We start from the raw sequence: 19415 nt of genomic DNA, 5'->3' as shown, positions 1-19415 counted from the left end.
CTAGAAGTTATAGACCTCGAGCGTTCGCTCGCCCTTTTCCAGGCGGCGAAGAATGTCTTTCTCCTTGGCCTCGCGGGCGATGCCGGCGTCGACGACACCGGCCGCTCGTTCACGCGGCAATGCCACCACGCCGTCGGTGTCGCCGACGATCAGGTCGCCGGGGTTGACGATAAGGTCGCCGAACAGGGTGGGATGGTTGATCCAGCCGCGAGCACCGTAGTCCTTCCCGGTTCCGCGGATGCACAGGCCGCGCGCGAAGATGGGAAAGCCGTATTCCTCCAGCACCTCGCCGTCGCGCACGCAGCCATCGATCACGAGACCGCCGAGGCCGCGCACCCGGGCTGCGGTCGACATGATCTCGCCCCAGTAGCCGTACTCGTGGCAGTCGCTCACATGCACGACGAGCACGTCGCCGGGCTGGGCTACGTAGAGCGCCCGGTGCAGCCAGAGGTTGTCGCCGCCGGGCGAATTCACCGTCACGGCGGGCCCGCAGACTCGGAACGACGCGGCCATTGGCTTGATCGCGGACGGCATCGCGCCGACGCGGCCGCCGGCTTCGTGCAGGGTGGACGCAGGGATGCGGCGCGCCTTCTCGACGGTGCCGGCATCGACGCGTTCGATGTCATTGCGGATCGTCGGCCCCTGCGGAGCCGGAAGGGCGCCACTCATGCGCGCTCCTTGGTCTGCAGGGCGTGGTAGCCGTGCTTGGCCCGCGCCTCGCGCAGGCTGATGCCGTCGCGCACGGATTTGCGGATGGCGTCCTCGGCCTTCTGGATCTGTTCGGCGGCGGCGAGCACGTCGTCCTCGACGTCGCGCGGGATGACGACGACGCCGTCGGCATCGCCGCGCACCAGGTCGCCGGGCGCGACGCGCACGCCGCCGATGGTCACCGGCACCTGCGTGGCCTCGACCTGCACGCGGTCCTTGCCGGTGCGCATCCAGCTGTCCTTGCTGAACACGGGGTAGCCCAGCTCCAGGCACAGCGCGACGTCGCGGTTCACGCCGTCGATCAGGGTGCCGGCGATGCCTTTCTGGTGCGCGACTTCGGTGAGGATGTCGCCCCAGACGGTGGCGTCGTCACGGCCGCCGTTGTCCAGCACGATCACGCTGCCGGGCGGCACTTCGTCGATGTAGTCGCCCACCGTGCCGACGATGTGGCCGGCGGGGCCGTAGAGCAGCGTCCAGGCGCGCCCGGCCATGCGGAAGCTCGACGAGCGCGGCTTGATGCGGTAGCACTGGCCGTTGAGGCCGCGCTTGTCGAGTGCGTCGCTGAGGGTGGCGGTGTCCAGGGCCGATGCCCGTTCGATGTTTCGGTCGCTCATTGCAGATTCCTCGTGGCTGGTGCCGCTCAGCGCAGCATGTGTTCGTAATCGGCGCCCATCACCTCGGAGATGGGGCGCCCGGCGAGCAGTGCCTTGGCCATCGCGGCCTCGCGCCCGGCGATCATTTCGGCAGCGGCCAGGACCTCGTCGATCCGCGCCGCGGGAATGAAGGCCGTGCCGCCGGCATCGGCGACCACGTAGTCGCCCGGCCGGACGGTGACCACGCCGATGGAGACCGGCTGGTTGACTTCCGCCTCGACCACGCGACCGCGCGCAGTGCGCGAAGTGAGGCTCCGGCAGTAAATCGGGAAGTCATAGGTGCGCGCCTCTTCGATGTCGCGAACGGGGCCATCGGCGATCACGCCGGCAATGCCCTTGACCTTGGCGCCGAGGGTCAGGATGCCGCCCCAGCAACCGGCGTCGATGCCGGTGCGCTGCTCGACCACGATGACGTCGCCGGCGCTCGCCAGTTCGATCGCACTGGTGCCGAGATGGCGCACCGGGCCGCTCGGCGCCGCGGCACCCTCGGCCGGCACGAGCCGGAACGTGACGACGCGGCCGGCCACGCGCCGCGTGCTCGCCCGCTGCTCCAGGCCGCTGGCGACCTGGTTGGGGATGCCGACCTTGTCCAGCGCGTCGGAGACGGCGCAGACATCCAGCCGCGACAGGCGCTTGACTGCGTCTCCCATGGGGTTCGCCGCCTCAGCCACCTTGCACCACCGCGACCATTTCGAGCTGGATCAGCATTCCGCCGGGCAGGTCGACGACCTGCGTATGGCGTGCGGGACGGTCCTCCGGGTCCGGGAACAGCTCCAGCCAGCTCGCGTTCACATGCGCGCGCTGGGTGTTGTCCTTCACGAACACCGTCACGCGCGCGATGTCCTTCAAGCTGCCGCCGCCGCGCGTCACCAGCATCTTCATGTTCTGGAAGGCGAAGCGGGCCTGGTCGGCGCCTTCCGTGGGCAGCTTGTTGGTCGCCGGATCCTTGCCGGCGATACCTGACGAGAAGATCATGTTGCCGACCCGGGCGCCCATCGGGATGGGCGTGTCGCCGTGGGTGACACCGGGAACTTCAATGGATCGTTTGAGAGTCATGAGGCTTTCCGTTGATGAGAGGGGACAGGCCTGGCCTGCCGTCAGAGGTCCAGCGTCAGCGTGGCCGACTTGGCCCCGGAGCAGCAGACCATGATGGTCTTGTTCGAGTCGCGGGCCGCGGCGGTGAGGATCGAGTCGCGGTGATCCGGGGTGCCGGACAGCACCGGAACTTCGCAGCTGCCGCACACACCCTGCATGCAGCCGTATTGCACGTCCACGCCGGCTTCGAGCAGCGCGTCCAGGATGGTCTTGCCGGCGGTCACGTCGATCGTCTTGCCGCTTTGCGCCAGGATGACGCGGTAGCCACCGTCGAGCGCCGCTTCTTCCCGCGCGCCGAAGTACTCGACGTGCTCCAGTTCGCGGGGCCGGCCGCTCGTGGCCGCGAGGAAGGCGTCGAGCATGGGCTGAGGCCCGCAGCAATAAAGGTGCGCATCCGGGCTGGCCTGCGCCACCACTCGGCTGAGGTCGGGGCGGGCGCCGCCCATTTCGTCGTCGAAGTGGAGCACCAGTTCGCCCGAGGCCTGGCGCGCCATCGCTTCGATCTCGTCGATGAAGGCGGCGTTCACGCGGCTGCGTGCACAGTAGTGCAGCGTCCAGGGCCGCCCCAGGCTTTGCAGGCGCTGCAGCATGCACCAGATCGGCGTGATGCCGATGCCGCCGGCGATGAGCACGCTGCGCGGCGCGTTCTCGTCCAGCGCGAAGTTGTTGCGGGGCGCGCTGATCTTCAGCGTCTGGCCCACCCGCACCTGGTCGAACATGTAGCTGGAGCCGCCGCGGCTGTCGGGGCTGCGCGCGACGCCCAGCACATAGCGGTTCCGCTCCGCGCACGAGTTCACGAGCGAATAGCTGCGCACCAACCCCGCCTTCATGTGAACGTCCACGTGAGAGCCCGCCGCGAACGGGGGCAGGTCCTGGCCTGGCAGCGGGACGAGCACGAAGGAGTGGATGCCCTCCGCTTCCTCGGTGATCGATTTCACCCGCACCTCATGGCATACGTCAGTCGTCATGCGTTGCTTTCCTGATCTGAGCGGCAGCGCGCGGTTCGTCGCGCTGATGTCCGTGCGGCAATTGTATAGCTAACAACAAAGTTGTGGCACGCTCTAGTTATCTAAGATGGATCGGGGTTTGCCAGGGGAGCGGCGCCCGCAGCCGAGGCGGGATCAGGCCGGTGGCTCAGCCCGTCGCGCCTTCGCCGGGCCGGGCTTGGGGGCACGGGTGTGCTTGACGCCTGCCTGGCTGGGTGGCGGCCCGAGTTCCTCGGGCGCCGGATCCAGGCCGCGGATGGCCAGTTCGATGAGCCGGCGCAGGTCCTGCGCGCCCTTGCGTACGTTGGGCCGTCCGTCCATGAGCCAGTTGTGCAGGTGCTGGTTGTAGATGGCCCACCACAGCTCCGCCACCAGTTCGGCAGGGGCCGACTGCGTGAGGCGCCCGGCCTTCTGCTTGACGGCCGCGATCGCTGAGACGTCGGCCAGCAGGCGCGGCTTCCAGGACGCGAAGCGCACCGCTTCCGGCCCCGCCGCTCGGCCCAGCAGCACCACGCCGATCTCGCGCCGCGCCTGTCGCGCGATCTCGGGGTGGCGCCGCCAGTACGCCATGTCCTCCTCGCAGAACGCCATCAGCATGTCGATGAGCGGCCGCGTGTCGTGCGCCTGCGGGAAGGCAAGGTTGCGCAGCGGCTCGATGTCGTCGTTCACGATCATCAGCAGCAGCTCCGACTTGGTGGGCGCATAGGCGAACAGCGTGCCGAGCGCCACCTCCGCACGCTCGGCGATCTCGCGCGTGGTGGCGGCCTCGTAGCCGCGCTCCACGAACACGGCACGCGCGGCTTCCTTGATGCGGGTCCGTGTCCGCAGCTTGCCCCGCTCGCGCACCGAGAGCGGGGCGCTGTGCGCCTGGACGGGGCAGCCAGCGGCTTCGTCGGTCACCGCTGGCCTCCGCCGTGACGGTGGCACGGCCCGGCGAAGACGCGCTCGTGCGTCACTGCGAGAAATCGACGCTCGCGGCCTGCGCCACCCGGCAGAAGCGCGAGATGCTCTGGATGGAATTCAGATGCTCCTGCTCCGAGTGGGCGCACGATGCATCCTCGATGACCACCACGTCGAAGTCGCGGTCGTGCGCGTCACGCACGGTCGCCTGCACGACGGCTTGCGTCGAGACACCGGAGCAGTAGATGCGGCGGATGCCGGCGGCGCTGAGCTGCGCCATCAGCGTGGTGGAGTAGAACGGGCTCACGCGGTGCTTGATCACCTGGATGTCTCCGGGTCGTTGCTCCAGCGAGGGATGGATCTCGGTGCCCCAGCCGCCCAGCTTGAACATGCCGGCCTTGGGCGCGCCCGAGAACAGCGGCGAGTTGGCCGGGCACTCGTGGTAGTCGGGTGAGAAGCCCACGCGCACGAAGCCGACGGCGATGCCGGCGCTGCGTGCGCGCTCGAGCGCCACCTGGGTGTTCTCCAGCACGCGCCGCTGCCGCAGCAGTGCTCCCATGGGCGACTTGCCCGCGCCACTGTCGGCGTGGACTAGGTCGTTTTGCATGTCCAGAACCAGATAGACGGATTTCATGTCATTTCCTTTTGCGATGTTTTCGGAGTGGGGGCCCGACCTGGCGCGCGCGCGCGGTAAGCCGGGTCGTATTCCTTGATGGTTCCCAGGAGCACGAGCTTCTGCAGGTTCTCGGGCATCAGCCGCGGCGGATTCAGCGGACTGTCTGCGGTGATCTTGTCGCTGCGCAGCTGCGCGAGTTCATCGGGTCCGTGACCGAGCAGTCCGCCGATGACGGCGTCGTTGTCTTCGCCGTAGTGCGGAGCCCGGCGGCGGATGCGCACGTCGGCGCCGTGCCAACGGTAAGGTCGGCCGATCAGCCATCGCGCGCCGGTGGGGGGACCCATGTCGACCGGCTCCAGGAAGCCGCGGGATTGCAGGTGCTCGTCGCCCAGCAGGTCACGCGCGTTGTGAACGGGGCCCGCGGGAATGCCTTCGGCCTGCAGGCGCGCGGCCGCCTCGATCGCGGGCTGCGCGATGCACCAGCGTGACAGCGCGTCGTGCAGGCCGTCATCGGTAATGCCGTAGACCCCGAGCACCGCCCGCAGCGCATCGGCGTGCGCGGGCGTCAGCACGCTGACCGCCAGCCATTCGTCCTGCCCCTGGGCGGCGAACACACCGCCGAACCGGGCGTTCCAGTCCAGATTGCCGCGACGGCCAGCATTGGGCTGGCCCGCCTGCACGGCGATCAGCGCTTCGGGAATCACCACCGCGCCGAGCTGGTACATGCCGAGGTCGATCCACTGGCCATCGCCGGTCGTGTCGCGGTGCAAGAGGGCGGCCATGAGGCAGGTGAGGCCGGACCAGGCAGCCAGGAAGTCCGGGTAGGACTGGCCCACCTTGATCGGCAAGCCGCCCGCGTAACCGGCATAGGCGCTCAGGCCCATCGTGGCCTCCAGCGTGGTTCCCTGTGCCTTGTAGGCGGACCAGGGCGCTCCGTGCCCGTAGCCGGTGTTGGATAGCATCACGAGCCGAGGGTTGATCTCACGCAACTGCTCGTAGCCCAGGCCCCAGTCGCGCATCACGCGCGGCGTGAAGTTTTCGATCAGCACGTCGGCAGCCGCGATGAGCTCGCACAGCAACTCGCGTCCCGCTTTGGATTGCAAGTCCAGGACCACGGAACGCTTGCCGCGATTGAGCATCTGGAAAGTGGAGCAGCGGTTCCAGCCGGCGTCGCCCGGGTCGTTGTCCATCAGGTAGCCGAAGCCCCCGGCGCGCAACTGGTCCAGCCGCTTGGGCGCTTCGATCTTGATGACCTCGGCGCCGAGGTCCGCGAGCAGGGCGCCGATGTAGGGAGCCGCGAACACGGTGGATAGATCGAGGACACGCACGCCTTCCAGCGGCGCGCTATGGGCTTCCGATGGCCGCGTGGGTTGCGCCGTACGCGGTCGTGCCGCTTCCCGCGACTCCTGCAGCAGCGCGTGGTTGTCAGCCGTGCCCAGGCGCGGTGCGCCTCGGCGAACCTCCATGGGGGTGGCCGACATCCGCGCCAGCTGAGCCGGCAGCTTCCATGCCGGGTGCCCGTCGCCGGGCGCGTATTCGGTCCAGAAAGCGCGGCTGGCCAGGTGATGGCAGTGCATCAGCTGCCGGGCATCCTGCAGCACACCCGCAAGCAGGCCTGCATCGCTGACGGCCTCGAACACCTCGCGTCCTTCGCGGTGCGCCAGGCAAGCCTTCAGCAGCTCGCGCAGCTCCGGGGCTGCGGCAATGCGGCCTTGTTGCGTGGCGTAGGAGGGGTCGGCCAGGCGCAGCTCGTTCAGCACCTGGGCCAGTTTGTCGGGGCCGAACAGCGGGTTGACCTGCAGAGTGACGAAGCCGTCCGCCACCGGCAGCGGCTCGCCGCTGAGCAGTGGATCCTGGGCCGCCGAGCGCCGCGCGGCGACCACGCCCGCGAGCGAATACGCTGGCAGCACGGACACCAGCTCGGATGCCACGACTTCGAGCACCGACAGATCGAGCATCGAGCCGATGCCGGTCCGCCGCGCATGCAGCACGGCCGCCATGGCCACATACGCGCCGTTCAGCCCCGCGCAGTAGTACGCCTGCCGCAGCCCGGGCTTGAGCGGTTCGCGGTCGCGCAGACCGCTGAACGACATGATGCCGCCCATCGCCTGCAGTACCAGGTCGCTGCCGTTCCAGTGAGCGTAGGGGCCCGTCCAGCCGAAGTCGCTGATCGCCAGGACGCTCAGGTGCGGGTGCCGTTCGCGCAATGCGGCGGGAGAGAGATCCTGGCGCCCGCGCAACTCGCGCGGGCCGAGCCCGTGAACCAGCACGTCGGCGCCGGCCAGGAGCGCGTCGAGCGCAGCGCTGTCTTCGTCCGGCGCGAAGCCCCATCCGAATCCGCGCTTATTCCAGTTCAGGTACTCGAAGAGTGCCGAATGCTCCGCGCCGGGCATGGCCGGACCGTCGTGCCGCAGCGGATCGCCGGCCAGGCCCTCGACCTTCACGACGTCCGCGCCGAAATCGCCGAGCAGTCGCGCCGCGAAGGGGGCGGCGATTCCGTGTGCCAGCTCGACGACGCGCACACCGGCCAACGCTGCGCGTTCGGTTGTCGCGCTATTCATGCGGTTCGAATGGGTACGGGACGGCCGCTCCGCCGCGCAGTGGCAGCACGCCGACCGCGGTGCCCGGCGTGCTCTGCTCGCCATCCTGGTTGCGGATGCCGATTTCGCAAGTGACGTAACCGTAGCCGCCGCGCACTTCCAGGGCGGTCACCTTGCCCCACGCGGTGAGCGTGCTGCCGGCGACGTCGAGCTTGCGGAAGCTGAAGTCGATCTTCCACAGCCAGCCGTTGGGGCCGAGCCACTGTCGCATCAGCTGCACGAGGAAGTGCTGCTTCCAGGTGCCGTTGACGGGCAGGCCGGGCAGCTTGTCGTGGCCGGTGGCGAAAGGCATGTCGTAGTGGATGCGGTGCCAGTTCTCGATGGCCGCCGACCAGCGCATGAGATGGCTGGTGGTGATCGGGCCGCGCTCGATGGGCACGATCTCGTCGCCGACGCGCAGGTCCTCGAACACGGGGGAGTTGCTGGTGTTCATGGGTTCTTCTCCTCAGCGGGCGATCTCGGTGTGCACGATGCGCACGAGCTTGTGGCCGTCCTGGTTCGTGTACAGCGTCTCGATCTTGGTGATGACCATCGGGCCGGAAGAGCCCTCGCGTTCGGTCATCTCGACGTAGCGCGACTGGCGGCTGATCGTGTCGCCCAGGCGGGCGAGTCGATAGAACTCGCAGGCGTAGCCGCCATTGAGCAGCCGCTTGAACGGCAGGTCGAGCTTGGGCAGCCCGCGGTTGATCGTGCCGCCCATGCCGTCCCAGTCCGCGTCCTCACGGAAGCGCTCGAAGGGGTCGGGGGTTCCCGGTGCGCGCACGAAGAGGTGCAGCGGGTGCAGCGGCGTGGAGACCAGCGTGTCGTGTCCGCGCTCGCGCGCGGCCTGCGGGTTCCAGTGCATGGGGTCGGGTTCGCCCACGGCCTGCACGAAGCGGCGCAGCGTGTCGGGGCCAAGCGGGTAGGGCGCGGTCTGCAGTTCCCCGGGCACGCCGATGAGGGCGCGCATGTCGTCGGTGATGTAGGGCATCGTTTGTTCCTGAAACGCGTCAATCCTTCAGCAAGTGGCGGGCGATGAGCATTCGCTGCATCTCGCTGGTGCCGCCGCCGATCTGCATGTGGCGCAAGAGCCGGTAGAACACGGTCAGCGGCAGGTCGAGCGATTCGCCCATCGCGCCGTGGATCTGGATGGCGTGGTCGAGCGCCCGCGCTCCCCACTCGCCAGCGCAGAACTTCACCAGCGAGGCCTCATGCCGCACATCGGTGCCTGCATCGGCGCGGGCCGCCGCCGCATAGGTCATGGCGCGCAGCGCCTCGATGTCGATGTGCATGTCCACGAGGCGCCACTGGATGGCCTGCCGTTCGGAGATCGGCTTGCCGAAGGTGACGCGCTGCTTGGACCATTCCACGGACATGTCGAGTGCCCGCTGCATGCGGCCCACCGCCTGCGGGGCGCGCAGGAGCCGGTCGTGGATGGTGAGCCAGCGCTGTCCCAGCCGGAAGCCATTGCCGACCTCGCCCAGCACGTTGTGGTCGGGGACGAAGACGTTGTCGAAGTGCACGACGTATTGCGCGGAGCGTGAGCCCAGCCAGGTGCGCAAGCCGCCTTCCTCGATGGTCAGCCCGGTGGCGCCGCGCTCGACGATGAACATGGTGATGCCGCCGCGCTGGCGCTTCTCGGGGTCCGTCACGGCCTGCACCTGCATCAGGTCGGAGCTGCTGGCGTTGGAGATCCACATCTTCGTGCCATTGAGCAGCCAGCCGCCGTCGGTGCGGACTGCGCGCGTCTTCATCATCCCGCCCGGGTCGGAGCCGGCATCGGCCTCGGTCTGGGCGAAGCAGGCGGTCTTCTCGCCGGAGATCACGGGCTGCAGCAGCCGCTCGACCTGCTCGCCGCGGGCTTCGTACAGGATGTTCGGAACGGACGCCATCGGGAAAGGCACCGCGCAGTAGTGAAGCTCCTCGCTCACGACCACCTGCGCCAGCAGCCCGAGGCCGCTGCCGCCGTGCTTTTCCGGAACGGTCATGTTCCACAGGCCGGTGTCGCGCGAGATCGAGACGAGGCGGTCCACGGTCTTGGCGTCGAACACGCCGCGCAGGTTTTCCATGGCGGCGCCGTACGTGGCCCAGTCGCTGGCCAGGTACTGCTGCTCCAGCGGCATCAGCTCGTCGCGCACGATGCGCCGTGCCATGTTGCGGATCTCGAGGATTTCCTCGGGCAGTTCGAACTGCGGCGGCGCGGTTTCGGTCTCGTTCATTCTTCGTCTTTCAGGTATTGGGGTCGGTGTCACGCGGCCGCGGCCGTTGCGCGTGCCGCGCCGGCGCGCTCTCGCAGGCGGGCGAGGTTGCCGCCGAGCTTCACCTGCCCAGGCAGCGGCTGGCCGACGATGTCTTCGGCCAGCACGGCGCAGTCGATCAGCTTGTCCAGGTCCACGCCGGACTCGATGCCCATCTCGTCGAGCATGAAGACCAGGTCTTCCGTGCAGACGTTCCCTGCCGCTCCCTTGTTGCCGGCGAACGGGCAGCCACCGAGCCCGCCGATGCAGGCGTCGAAGCTGCTGACGCCCATCTCCAGCCCTGCGTAGGCGTTGGCGATGCCCATGCCGCGCGTGTCGTGCAGGTGCAGGCCGATCTCGCTGGACGGATGGCGCTCGCGCACGGCGCCGACCACCCGCTTGATCATCGAGGGTGTGGCCCAGCCCATGGTGTCCATCAAGTTGATGCGTCTCGGATCCAGCCCGTAGTCGCGCGCGATCACGAACGCCGACTCGAGCAGGCCCAGCACGCGGTCCAGCGGGATGTCACCGTCGAAGTTGCAGCCGAACGCCGATGCGATGCTGACGGTGGTCACCGGGATATTGCTGGCGGCGAAGTTCGCGGCGATGCGGCGCGTCTCGGCCAGGTTGTGCTCGAAGCTGGAGTTCTGGTTTCTCTTCAGGAAGCTCTCCGAGGCGGTGAGCACCAGGGTGCCGGCGATGTCCAGCACGCCCGTGGCCTTGGCGCGCTCCAGGCCTTTCTCGTTCAGCCACACGCCGGTGTACTTCACGCCCGGCTCGCGCTTCATGCGCTGCACGATCTCGTCGGCGTCGGCCATTTGCGGCACCACCTTCGGATTGACGAAGGAGCAGACGACGATCTGGCGCAAGCCGGTTCCGGACAGGGCGTCGATGAGTTCGACTTTGCGGTCGGTGCTGATCGGCCCCTTCTCGATCTGGAACCCTTCGCGCGGGCCTTCTTCCTTCAAATGGACGAACTTGGGCAAGTCACTCATGGCGTATTCCTCATAGGTCAGACAAGGGATGCCGCGGCGTCATTCGCCGCAGACGTTCAACAGGGCATGGCGGCGCTCCACCTGCACCGCGTGCAGTGCACGGCGCAGCGCGGGCACCAGGTCTTCGCGGCGCTCGACGCGCTCGCCATAGCCGCCGGACGCGGTGGCGTACTGCTCGAAAGCCGGCATCGGCGACAAGGCCGACAGGGGCGACGAGCCCTGTTCGCGCGCACTCGCCGCAGTGGCGCCGCGCGGGTACACGGCCACGGTGGACTGCTCCACCGCGAGCCAGCGTTCGTTGTTGAACACCACCATCAGCACCGGCAACGCGTGCATCTGAGCAGCCTGGTGGCATGCGGCGGGGTTGCTGAAGATGTATGCGCCGTCGCCCTGCACGGCGATCACTGTCTTGTGCGGCGCGGCCTGCTGCGCGCCGAGCGCGGCAGGAAAGCCCCAGCCGAGCCCACCGGCGGTGGAGTTCAGGAAATACGTTCCGGGCTCGGAGAAATCCATGTGCTCGGCACGGATCGAGTACTCGCTGACCACGATCGAGTCGTCCGGACGCACTTCGTCGATGCATCGCGAAAGGAAGGCTTTTGTGATGGGGCCGCCGCGCGCCTGGTCGTCCGCCCATTGCTGCTGCACCGACGTGCGCCATGCCTTTGCGTCCGCTTCGATGCGGTCGCGGCGTGCTGCCGCTTTCGCGGACGCGCCGCAGCGCTCCAGCGCTTGGCGCAATGCATGCAGGAAGGGCACGGTGGCCGCCGTGAGCGTGAGGTCGGAGCGGAAGCCACGCAGCGGCAGGCCGCTGAACAGCGGGTCGGTGCCCACGTGCGCCACGAAAGCCTCGGTTCGGGGCTCTGCCTTCGACGGGATCCACGGCACGTCGCTTTCGAGCGCCAGCAGCATGTCGGCGCGGCGCACCGCCGCCGAAGGCTCGTGACCGAGGTGCAAGGGGTGCGCGGAGCGGACGTTCACGAAGTGGCCCATGCTCTCGGCCACGCCGATGCCGAAGTCCAGCGTGAGCTGCTCCAGCAAATCCACCGCCGCCGTGTCGGCGCCTGCCGAACTGGTGACGATCACCGGGTACTGCGCCGCGGCAATCGCTTGCGCGATCCGATCGACCGCGCCTGGATCAGGGTAAGGCACGGTAGGCGCCGGCTGCGGCGGTACCTTCCGCTCCGCGGCAGCGGGCTGGGCCAACACTTCACGGGGCAGCGTTAGGTAAATCGGGCCGCGCGGCTGGGCCATCGATAGCGCGAGTCCCCGGTCCACCACTTCCTCGAGGTTGCGGCCATCGCGCAGCTCGTAGTCCCACTTGACCAGTTCGCGTGCCATGCCGGCCTGGTCGTACATCTCCTGCGCCCAGTGAATCGGGCTGTTGCGCGAGCCCAGCACACCCGATTCATACAGCGGCGTGCGTCCGGCAGTGAAGAAGATCGGCACCTGGCTGCGCGCCGCATTCATGAGCGCGCAGACGGCGTTGGCGGCACCGACCGTGACGTGCAGCATCACGGCCTGGGGGCGCCCCGTGACCATGTAGTAGCCGTGGGCCATGCCGACGGCGAGGTTTTCGTGAACGGCGATCACGGGTGCCGGGAACTCCAGCCCCGACTCGCTGGCCCGAGCGTAGGCCTCGACGATGGGCGCCGTGTCGGTGCCCGAACCGATGTAGAAGAAGTCGATGCCACGCGCCTTGAGCAGCGCAAGGTAGCGCTCCGCGACGGAAACTTCGGATGGGACAGGGGGCGATGGTTGTGTCGTGTGCATGGTCGAGAGGATTGCGATGGCGGGGCGATCACGCGGGGGCGAGCAGATCGGCAAGTTCGTTGAAGTCGGCCAGGGTTTCCAGCCTCGCCACGGTGTCGGCGACGCGCTCGAAACGATCCGCACCGAGGACCGGCGCAATCAGCGACCGTGCCTTGGCGTGCAGCTCGTCGTCGCGCAGAGGATTGTTCGGGTGGCCCTTCGCGTCGTCGACCTGGGCCTGCAGGATGCCCTCGGCAGCGAAGACTTCGAGCTTCGGACCATGCGGGTGATTCGCGGGCAGATCGGCGAGCACGGTGGTGGCCTGCATCAACCGGGCGACCTCCGGTTCAGCCGCTCGCGGCGGATCGAACTGCGCCAGATCGGCGTTTCCGCTGCAGGCCGTCACCGCCAGCGCGTAGGGCAGGCTCATCTGCGCGTCGAGAACGCTCTCCACACGATGGCCGCCCACCAGGCGAGCGGTATGGGGGGCGCAGTGCACCACCAGGCTTGCGATGTCACGGCTGCACAGGTCGTGCCGCTGCATCAGCTGGAGCAGGGCATCAATCGCTGCATGCGAGCCCCGGCAGCAGGCATACGGTTTGATGCCTGTGGCAGTGATCGCGTTTCGCTGGCCGAGTGAGTCCACGACGAGCTCGGGGCGCGCGTTTTCGCCGCAATAGGTGGGGAAGAAACCGCCCCAACTTGATTCGAGGATGCGGGTCGGGCCAGTCATCCCGCTCTGCGCGAGATAGGCGGCGGTCACGCCTGTTTCAGCGGCCTTCCCCGGATGCAGGCGCTTGGTCATCGCCCCGTCTTCCATGAAGGCCCAGGTGCCGCCCACATAGGTGCCCGCGATGCCGAGTGCTGCGGCATAGCGCTGCGCGTCCAGCTGCATGACGCTGGCGGCGCCCGCAGCCGCCCCGAAGGTGCCGCAGGTGGCCGTGGAGTGCCAGCCGCGACCGTTGTGCGGTCGGTAGCCGCCCGCGGCGTCCAGCATCCGGCCCGCGAGGTCGTAGCCGGCCAGCGTGGCCGCGATAACGGTCCGGCCGTCGGCCCGCAGCTGTTGCGCCACGCTGCAGACCGCCGGGATGACGACTGCACCGGTGTGTCCGCAGCCGTCGAAATCGTCCAGCTCCCGCGCATGCGCCGCGGTGCCGTTCGCCATCGCCGCCAGCGACGGGTTTGCGCACTGCGCCGAACCCCACAGGCGGACCGTGCCCGGTGCGCCGCCTTGTAAACGGGCGACCGCCGCCGCAGTGCAGCGGGACTCGGCCGCACCGGTGCTCGCGACGGCCGCGGCGATGGTGTCCAGCACGCGACGGCGGGCCTCATGGACAAGCTGCGGCGAAAGGTCTTCGAATCGCACGCAAGACCAGTGAGCGGCGAAGCGCTGGGTGAGGCTGGCCTCAACCGGGTCGGGCCGTTGCTGTTGCGAGTCCTTCATGAATGTGTCTGGAGTGTGGGCTAAGTTTATAGCATGACTCATTTAATGACGTCACGGGTTTCGTGGGATATCGGCCGTCGCGTCCCCCGCGGAACAGCTCGATCCACGCCCGGCTCACTCTTTTTTGTTGAAACGCCCGCCGGAGTTGGTTAGGATGCTGCTCCGCGTAAACGAGTCACAGTCTAAAAATAGATCGGGCCATTCTTATGGAGAAAACCGCCATGGTCATCCGCAGGAAGTTGAACAAGCTGATGCTCGCCGTCGCACTTGCTGGAGCGGCCCTTGCGGCTCATTCCGAGACGACGAAGCCACTGCGCATCCTCGTGGGATTCGTCCCGGGGGGAACGAGCGACACCGTCGCCCGCATGCTGGCCGAGGAGCTGCAAACGACGCTGAAGCGCACCGTGCTGGTGGAGAACAAGGCCGGCGCAGGCGGGCGCATTGCGGCCGAACAGCTCAAGGCTGCGCCGCCGGACGGGAGCACCTACCTGTTCTCGCCTGACAGCTGGGCGATCTTTCCTACCTTGCTGCTGCCCGAGGCCAGCCTGCGCTACAACTATCTCGCGGACATGGCGCCTGTTGCGCGCGTGATCTCCTATCCGCTCGGGCTCTATGCCAGCAACGCCGCCGGGGTGAACGACCTCAAGTCTTACGTGGCGAAGGCGAAGCAGGATCCGAACATGCGCATGTTTGCTTCCGCCGGCGCGGGGAGCATCACTGAGTTCCTGGGCCTCGTGATGTCGAAGGAGTTCGGCGTGGACATGACCGTGGTTCCTTTCAAGGGCGCCGCCGAGGTGAAGACGGCTCTGCTCGGCAACCAGGCCATGGTCGGCATCATGGCGCCCGGCGAAGTGCTCAAGTACGTGGGGGCGGGCGTCCACCCGCTGGGGTTCATGTCGAAAAAGCGCTGGCCCATCGCGCCGGACATCCCGACCATGCAGGAGCAGGGCTTCAACGTCGTGCAGGGCGAGTCGTTCATGGCGCTGTGGGCGTCGTCGAAAGTGCCAACGGCAGAGCGCGCTGTCATGGAAGATGCTGTGCGCCGGGTGCTGCAGAAGCCGGAGTTCCGCGAAAAGCTGGTGCGGGCATCTGTGGCGCCGGACTTCGCCGGGGCCATGGAGCTCGACAAGCAGGTCCGTGACTTGCTTGCGTTTTGGGGTCCCCTGATCAAGCAGTCCGGCTTCAAACGCTGAGCGCCATCCCCTTCCGGAGCGTTGTGTGAACACTTCGGTGCGCGCGTGGAGTTCAGCGCCATAAGGGACGTTGCTCAGGTCAGGAGAACAGCATGGCTTACCTCAGGAAAATGCTAAATGAGTTCCGGAGCAGCGAGGCGGCGCGAGGCGTCACCCTGCCACGGGTCCAAGAATGCAGTGAGCGCCAACCGATACAGGGAGTGTCGTGCAGGCCGTGTTTGCGGCGGTCAAGTGACTGGTTAGACGGTGAATGGTCGCAAGACGCCAGATTCGGCTTGGATACGAAGCACGTAGCACCAGTTTCCCACATGCGACCCTGGCGAGCAGAGATCGACCGTGGCCGAGAGGTGGCGCCGGAATTCCGAACACAACGATAAGTGGTCAAACTGCGACATTACCCCGGGCCTGAGGCCCGAGAAAGCAGGAAGACCATGAGCAAGAGACCGCGTAGGAACCACTCACCGCTATTCAAGGCCAAGGTGGCGCTGGACGCCATCAAGGGCGAGAAGACGCTGGCGGAACTGGCCAAGCTGCACGATGTGCATCCCAACCAGATCGTCGATTGGAAGAACCAGTTGCTCGAACGCGCCGCCAGCGTGTTCGGTTCGGAGTCGGCACCCCCGACGATTGACCTCAAGGAGCTGCACGCCAAGATCGGTCAGCTCGCCCTGGAGAATGATTTTTTATCCGGCGCGCTCACCAAGGCCGGCATGCTGAGCGCAAAGCGATGATTGACCGCAACCATGCCCTGCCGATCACCCGCCAGGCGAAGTTGGTAGGCATCAGCCGAGGGAACGTGTACTACCTGCCGCGCGGCGCCTCACAGGCCGATTAGAGCCTGATGAAGCGCATCGACGCGATCAACCTGGCGCACCCTTTCGCAGGCAGCCGGATGCTGCGCGACATGCTCAACCGCGAGGGCTTCGCAGTCGGGCGCCGGCACGTGGCCACGTTGATGCAGCGCATGGGCATCGAGGCGCTTTACCGCAAGCCCAACACGAGCAAACGGCACCCGAACCACAAGGTCTATGCGTACCTGCTGCGCGGGCTGAAGATCGAGCGTGCCAACCAGGTCTGGGCGACCGATATAACGTACATCCCGATGGCATGCGGCTGGGTCTATCTGTGCGCAATCGTGGACTGGGCAAGCCGGAGAGTGCTGTCGCACCGGGTATCGATCAGCATGGACGCCTCGTTCTGCGTGGAGGCGCTCGAGGAGGCCTTCAACAAGTACGGCAAGCCCGAGATCTTCAACACCGACCAGGGCAGCCAGTTCACGAGCGACGAGTTCACCAACGCGCTGAAGTCTCGCGGCGTGCAAATCAGCATGGATGGCCGAGGGGCATGGAGGGACAACATCTTCGTAGAAAGAATCTGGCGGTCCATCAAATACGAAGAGGTTGTGTGCTACGAACGCGATCGCGCAAGCGGTCGCGGTGCTTTACCAAAGATGAGGGTGGGCCCCTCGGAGTCGGCTTGCAGGAGCAGGCTTCAAACCGCCTCAAGCTGCGTCGGTTAAGAGCCGAGGTGGTGAGCGTTGATGGAAAAGGCGGAGTCGAACTCCGTCAGGTGTGGATCGAGAAGACGAACGCAAGTGAACCGCTGATGACGTGTCGAAACGTATTTAACCGAAGTCGAAACCGGGATCCAGATCTCTATCCCGCGCGTAAGGTTGGGGGCGAACCTGTCTACTGCCCAACTGGCTTCCGGCATGAAGGTGGCGTGATCTTGATCCAGGCTTTGGTAAGGAACGTAGGAACCTGTCGTCCCGATGCTAAGGGAGAAGCTCAAGCGGACAGCATTCGCAAGAGCCAGAGTACCGATGCGGGGCACAGGGGCGGAGATGCTCGTAGTAGGGTTGAAGGTCCCGTAATGGGGCTGGACCGAAGGGGCGTCGTTGTTCAGCCGTGGCCGAGCGCACAACCTGCAAGGGGATGACGCGCATGGTCAAGGCAAAGTCGTTTGAAATCGCAAAGCGCGAGGTGTGGGAGGCGTACAAGCGCGTGAAGGCCAACCGCGGTGCGGCCGGGGTTGACGGGGTCACGATCGCCAAGTTCGAGCAGGATCTGAGCAAGAACCTGTATCGAATCTGGAATCGTATGGCCTCGGGCAGCTACGTGCCGCCGCCGGTCAAGCGCGTTGATATACCAAAGGGTGATGGCAAGACACGGCCGTTGGGCATTCCCACGGTGGCGGACCGAATTGCACAAATGGTTGTCCAGCGGCGGCTCGAACCGTTGCTGGAGCCGGTGTTCCGTGCAAACTCGTATGGCTACCGGCCAGGGCGCTCGGCACACGATGCCTTGCGCGTTGCTCGCAGCCAGTGCTGGCGCCACGACTGGGTGCTTGATCTCGACATCAAGGGGTTCTTCGACAACATCGATCACGAACTCTTGCTGAAGGCTGTGCGCCGGCATACGGATTGCCGATGGGCGGTGCTCTACATCGAGCGCTGGTTAAAGGCAGACGTGCTGATGCCCGATGGGATGCTGATGAAGCGCAACCAGGGAACGCCGCAGGGGGGTGTCATCAGCCCCCTGCTGGCCAACCTGTTCTTGCACTACGCCTTTGATCAATGGATGGTGCGGCACCACCCCAAGGTGCCGTTCGAGCGGTATGCGGATGACGTAATCTGCCACTGCGACAGCCAGGAACAGGCCCACGCCCTGAGGGCAGAGCTTGAGCAGCGGCTGGCCGCATGTCGGCTGGAAATGCATCCCGAGAAGACCCGCGTCGTGTACTGCGCCGATGCGAATCGGCGTGGTGACCACGATGTTCGGCGGTTCGACTTCCTGGGCTATACCTTCAAGCCCCGGCAGGCGATGAATCGGCGAGGGCAGCTGTTCACCAGCTTCTCGCCGGCCGTCGGTGACAAAGCGGGCAAGGCCATGCGCCACGAGATCCGTGGCTGGGGCCTGCAGCGGCTCAACCGCTCCGACCTGGACGAACTGCTTGCGCGGATTCGGCCTGTGCTCGTGGGGTGGGTGCGCTATTACGGACTCTTCCATCCATCGATCTTGCAAAGAGCTCTCAAGACGCTGGACTACGATCTGGTGCGATGGGCACAGCGCAAGTACAAGAAGCTGCGTAGGCGCTTCATGCGCGCCTGGGATTGGTTACGAGCGGTGCGCCAACGTGCGCCGACGTTACTCCGTAAGCAATGGGATGAACGCCCCCACCCGTAACGGCATCGACGTGCCAAAGTGGCGACGTTGATCAACCACTTGAACCGAGAGGGGCGTCCACCATGAGGCTTACGACTGTTGGCATCGACCTGGCGAAGAACGTGTTCCAGGTCCACGGAATCGACGAGCATGGCAAGGTGCTCGTGAAGAAGCAACTGCGCCGGGACCAGATGGCGACGTTCTTCGTGAACGTCTCACCGTGTCTTGTCGGAATGGAGGCTTGCGGTAGCGCGCACCACTGGGCGCGCAAGCTGCAGGCGATGGGTCATACCGTGCGCTTGATGGCGCCACAGTTCGTCAAGCCCTACGTCAAGTCCAACAAGAATGATGCAGCCGACGCCGAGGCAATCTGCGAGGCTGTCAGTCGACCGAACATGCGCTTCGTGCCGATCAAAAATGTTGAGCAGCAGGCGGTGTTGGCGTTGCACCGGGTGCGCCAGGGCTTCGTGAAGGCGCGCACGGCGCAGGCCAATCAGATCCGTGGTCTCCTCGGCGAGTTCGGTCTCATCATTCCCCAAGGCATCGGCTACATCGCCTCGCGTGTCCCGGAACTGATTGAAGACGCCGACAACGAGTTGCCTTGCGCCTTCCGCATGCTCGTCCAGCGACTGCTCGACCACCTCAAAGGACTCGACGGCCAAGTCGAGGAGTTGGAGGCCCAGATCCAGGCATGGCATCGCGCCAGCGATCTCAGCACTAGGCTTGCTCAGGTGCCTGGCATCGGTCCGATCACGGCGAGCGCATTGGTAGCCTCCATCGGGGATGCGAAGAACTTCGACTGCGGTCGGCAATTGGCAGCATGGCTGGGTCTGGTGCCCAGGCAGCACTCCTCTGGAGGCAAGTCGAACCTACTGGGCATGAGCAAGCGCGGCGATAGCTACCTACGCACCTTGCTAATACACGGTGCGCGGTCGGTGATCTATCGCGCGGAACGTGTCAATGACTTTGCTACACCCGGCTTCATGAATTTACTGTGCAGGGCTGCGTCTTTTTGAGGGTGGCTGATTCCTGTTGTGGCGGGTTGATCCAGGCCGCGGTGGGCAGTGCGGGCGGTTGCGGGTTCTTGCTCTTGAAG

16 protein-coding genes and 2 pseudogenes are annotated in these 19415 nt (G+C 66.4%); 4 read left to right on the top strand and 14 right to left on the bottom strand.

Features of this window, described 5'->3' with window-relative positions; all coding sequences use genetic code 11:
- The 14 genes from AC1DNF_RS31145 to AC1DNF_RS31080 all read right to left on the bottom strand — a co-directional run bounded on the left by AC1DNF_RS31145 (nucleotide 1) and on the right by AC1DNF_RS31080 (nucleotide 13962).
- A complete protein-coding gene (locus AC1DNF_RS31145; RefSeq protein WP_478152527.1) occupies nucleotides 1-669 on the bottom strand; it encodes a 4-carboxy-4-hydroxy-2-oxoadipate aldolase/oxaloacetate decarboxylase in 669 nt (222 codons plus the stop codon).
- The gene (locus AC1DNF_RS31140) at nucleotides 666-1322 is read right to left on the bottom strand and encodes an RraA family protein (protein WP_478152526.1); all 657 of its coding nucleotides are present in this window, start codon (nucleotides 1320-1322) and stop codon (nucleotides 666-668) included. The genes AC1DNF_RS31145 and AC1DNF_RS31140 overlap by 4 nt, the downstream gene beginning before the upstream one ends.
- A 26-nt stretch (nucleotides 1323-1348) precedes the next feature.
- Nucleotides 1349-2011: an RraA family protein gene (locus AC1DNF_RS31135; RefSeq protein ID WP_478152525.1), complete on the bottom strand. Its 663-nt coding sequence runs from the start codon at nucleotides 2009-2011 to the stop codon at nucleotides 1349-1351.
- A gap of 13 nt (nucleotides 2012-2024) precedes the next feature.
- Nucleotides 2025-2417 carry a RidA family protein gene (locus tag AC1DNF_RS31130; RefSeq protein WP_478152524.1) on the bottom strand — a complete coding sequence of 131 codons (393 nt, stop codon included), beginning with the start codon at nucleotides 2415-2417 and terminating at the stop codon, nucleotides 2025-2027.
- A 41-nt stretch (nucleotides 2418-2458) separates the two neighbouring features.
- On the bottom strand, nucleotides 2459-3424 hold the full coding sequence (locus AC1DNF_RS31125) for a PDR/VanB family oxidoreductase (RefSeq protein WP_478152523.1): 966 nt from the start codon (nucleotides 3422-3424) through the stop codon (nucleotides 2459-2461).
- A 153-nt stretch (nucleotides 3425-3577) separates the two neighbouring features.
- On the bottom strand, nucleotides 3578-4342 hold the full coding sequence (locus AC1DNF_RS31120; RefSeq protein WP_478152522.1) for a TetR/AcrR family transcriptional regulator: 765 nt from the start codon (nucleotides 4340-4342) through the stop codon (nucleotides 3578-3580).
- Nucleotides 4343-4394: 52 nt separating this feature from the next.
- The gene (locus AC1DNF_RS31115) at nucleotides 4395-4976 is read right to left on the bottom strand and encodes a cysteine hydrolase family protein (protein WP_478152521.1); all 582 of its coding nucleotides are present in this window, start codon (nucleotides 4974-4976) and stop codon (nucleotides 4395-4397) included.
- Nucleotides 4973-7519, bottom strand: a complete 2547-nt coding sequence (locus AC1DNF_RS31110) for a CaiB/BaiF CoA transferase family protein (RefSeq protein WP_478152520.1) — start codon at nucleotides 7517-7519, stop codon at nucleotides 4973-4975. The genes AC1DNF_RS31115 and AC1DNF_RS31110 overlap by 4 nt, the downstream gene beginning before the upstream one ends.
- A complete protein-coding gene (locus tag AC1DNF_RS31105) occupies nucleotides 7512-7991 on the bottom strand; it encodes a MaoC family dehydratase (RefSeq protein WP_478152519.1) in 480 nt (159 codons plus the stop codon). Before AC1DNF_RS31105 ends, AC1DNF_RS31110 begins: the two co-directional genes overlap by 8 nt.
- Before the next feature lie 12 nt (nucleotides 7992-8003).
- The gene (locus tag AC1DNF_RS31100) at nucleotides 8004-8528 is read right to left on the bottom strand and encodes an FAS1-like dehydratase domain-containing protein (RefSeq protein WP_478152518.1); all 525 of its coding nucleotides are present in this window, start codon (nucleotides 8526-8528) and stop codon (nucleotides 8004-8006) included.
- A 19-nt stretch (nucleotides 8529-8547) separates the two neighbouring features.
- Entirely contained in the window at nucleotides 8548-9756 is a 1209-nt protein-coding gene (locus tag AC1DNF_RS31095; RefSeq protein ID WP_478152517.1) for an acyl-CoA dehydrogenase family protein, read from the bottom strand.
- Between the two features lie 29 nt (nucleotides 9757-9785).
- A complete protein-coding gene (locus AC1DNF_RS31090; protein ID WP_478152516.1) occupies nucleotides 9786-10769 on the bottom strand; it encodes a hydroxymethylglutaryl-CoA lyase in 984 nt (327 codons plus the stop codon).
- A gap of 39 nt (nucleotides 10770-10808) precedes the next feature.
- Nucleotides 10809-12539 (bottom strand): thiamine pyrophosphate-requiring protein, encoded by a 1731-nt coding sequence (locus AC1DNF_RS31085; protein WP_478152515.1) that lies wholly within the window; start codon nucleotides 12537-12539, stop codon nucleotides 10809-10811.
- Nucleotides 12540-12567: 28 nt separating this feature from the next.
- Complete coding sequence (locus AC1DNF_RS31080; RefSeq protein ID WP_478152514.1) at nucleotides 12568-13962, bottom strand: MmgE/PrpD family protein; 1395 nt, start codon at nucleotides 13960-13962, stop codon at nucleotides 12568-12570.
- Between the two features lie 221 nt (nucleotides 13963-14183).
- Here AC1DNF_RS31080 and AC1DNF_RS31075 point away from each other — a divergent pair, with 221 nt between their 5' ends.
- The 4 genes and pseudogenes from AC1DNF_RS31075 to AC1DNF_RS31060 form a co-directional block, all read left to right on the top strand.
- On the top strand, nucleotides 14184-15155 hold the full coding sequence (locus tag AC1DNF_RS31075; protein WP_478152513.1) for a tripartite tricarboxylate transporter substrate-binding protein: 972 nt from the start codon (nucleotides 14184-14186) through the stop codon (nucleotides 15153-15155).
- A 431-nt stretch (nucleotides 15156-15586) separates the two neighbouring features.
- Nucleotides 15587-16557, top strand: a pseudogene (locus AC1DNF_RS31070) (IS3 family transposase); the annotation flags it as partial.
- A 532-nt stretch (nucleotides 16558-17089) separates the two neighbouring features.
- Entirely contained in the window at nucleotides 17090-18340 is a 1251-nt protein-coding gene (gene ltrA / locus AC1DNF_RS31065; protein WP_478152512.1) for a group II intron reverse transcriptase/maturase, read from the top strand.
- Between the two features lie 62 nt (nucleotides 18341-18402).
- A pseudogene (locus tag AC1DNF_RS31060) lies at nucleotides 18403-19284 on the top strand (IS110 family RNA-guided transposase); the annotation flags it as partial.
- Nucleotides 19285-19415 lie beyond the last annotated feature (131 nt).

Source organism: Variovorax sp. 01T432 (assembly GCF_056398605.1).
This window is presented reverse-complemented; position numbering and strand designations above follow the sequence as displayed.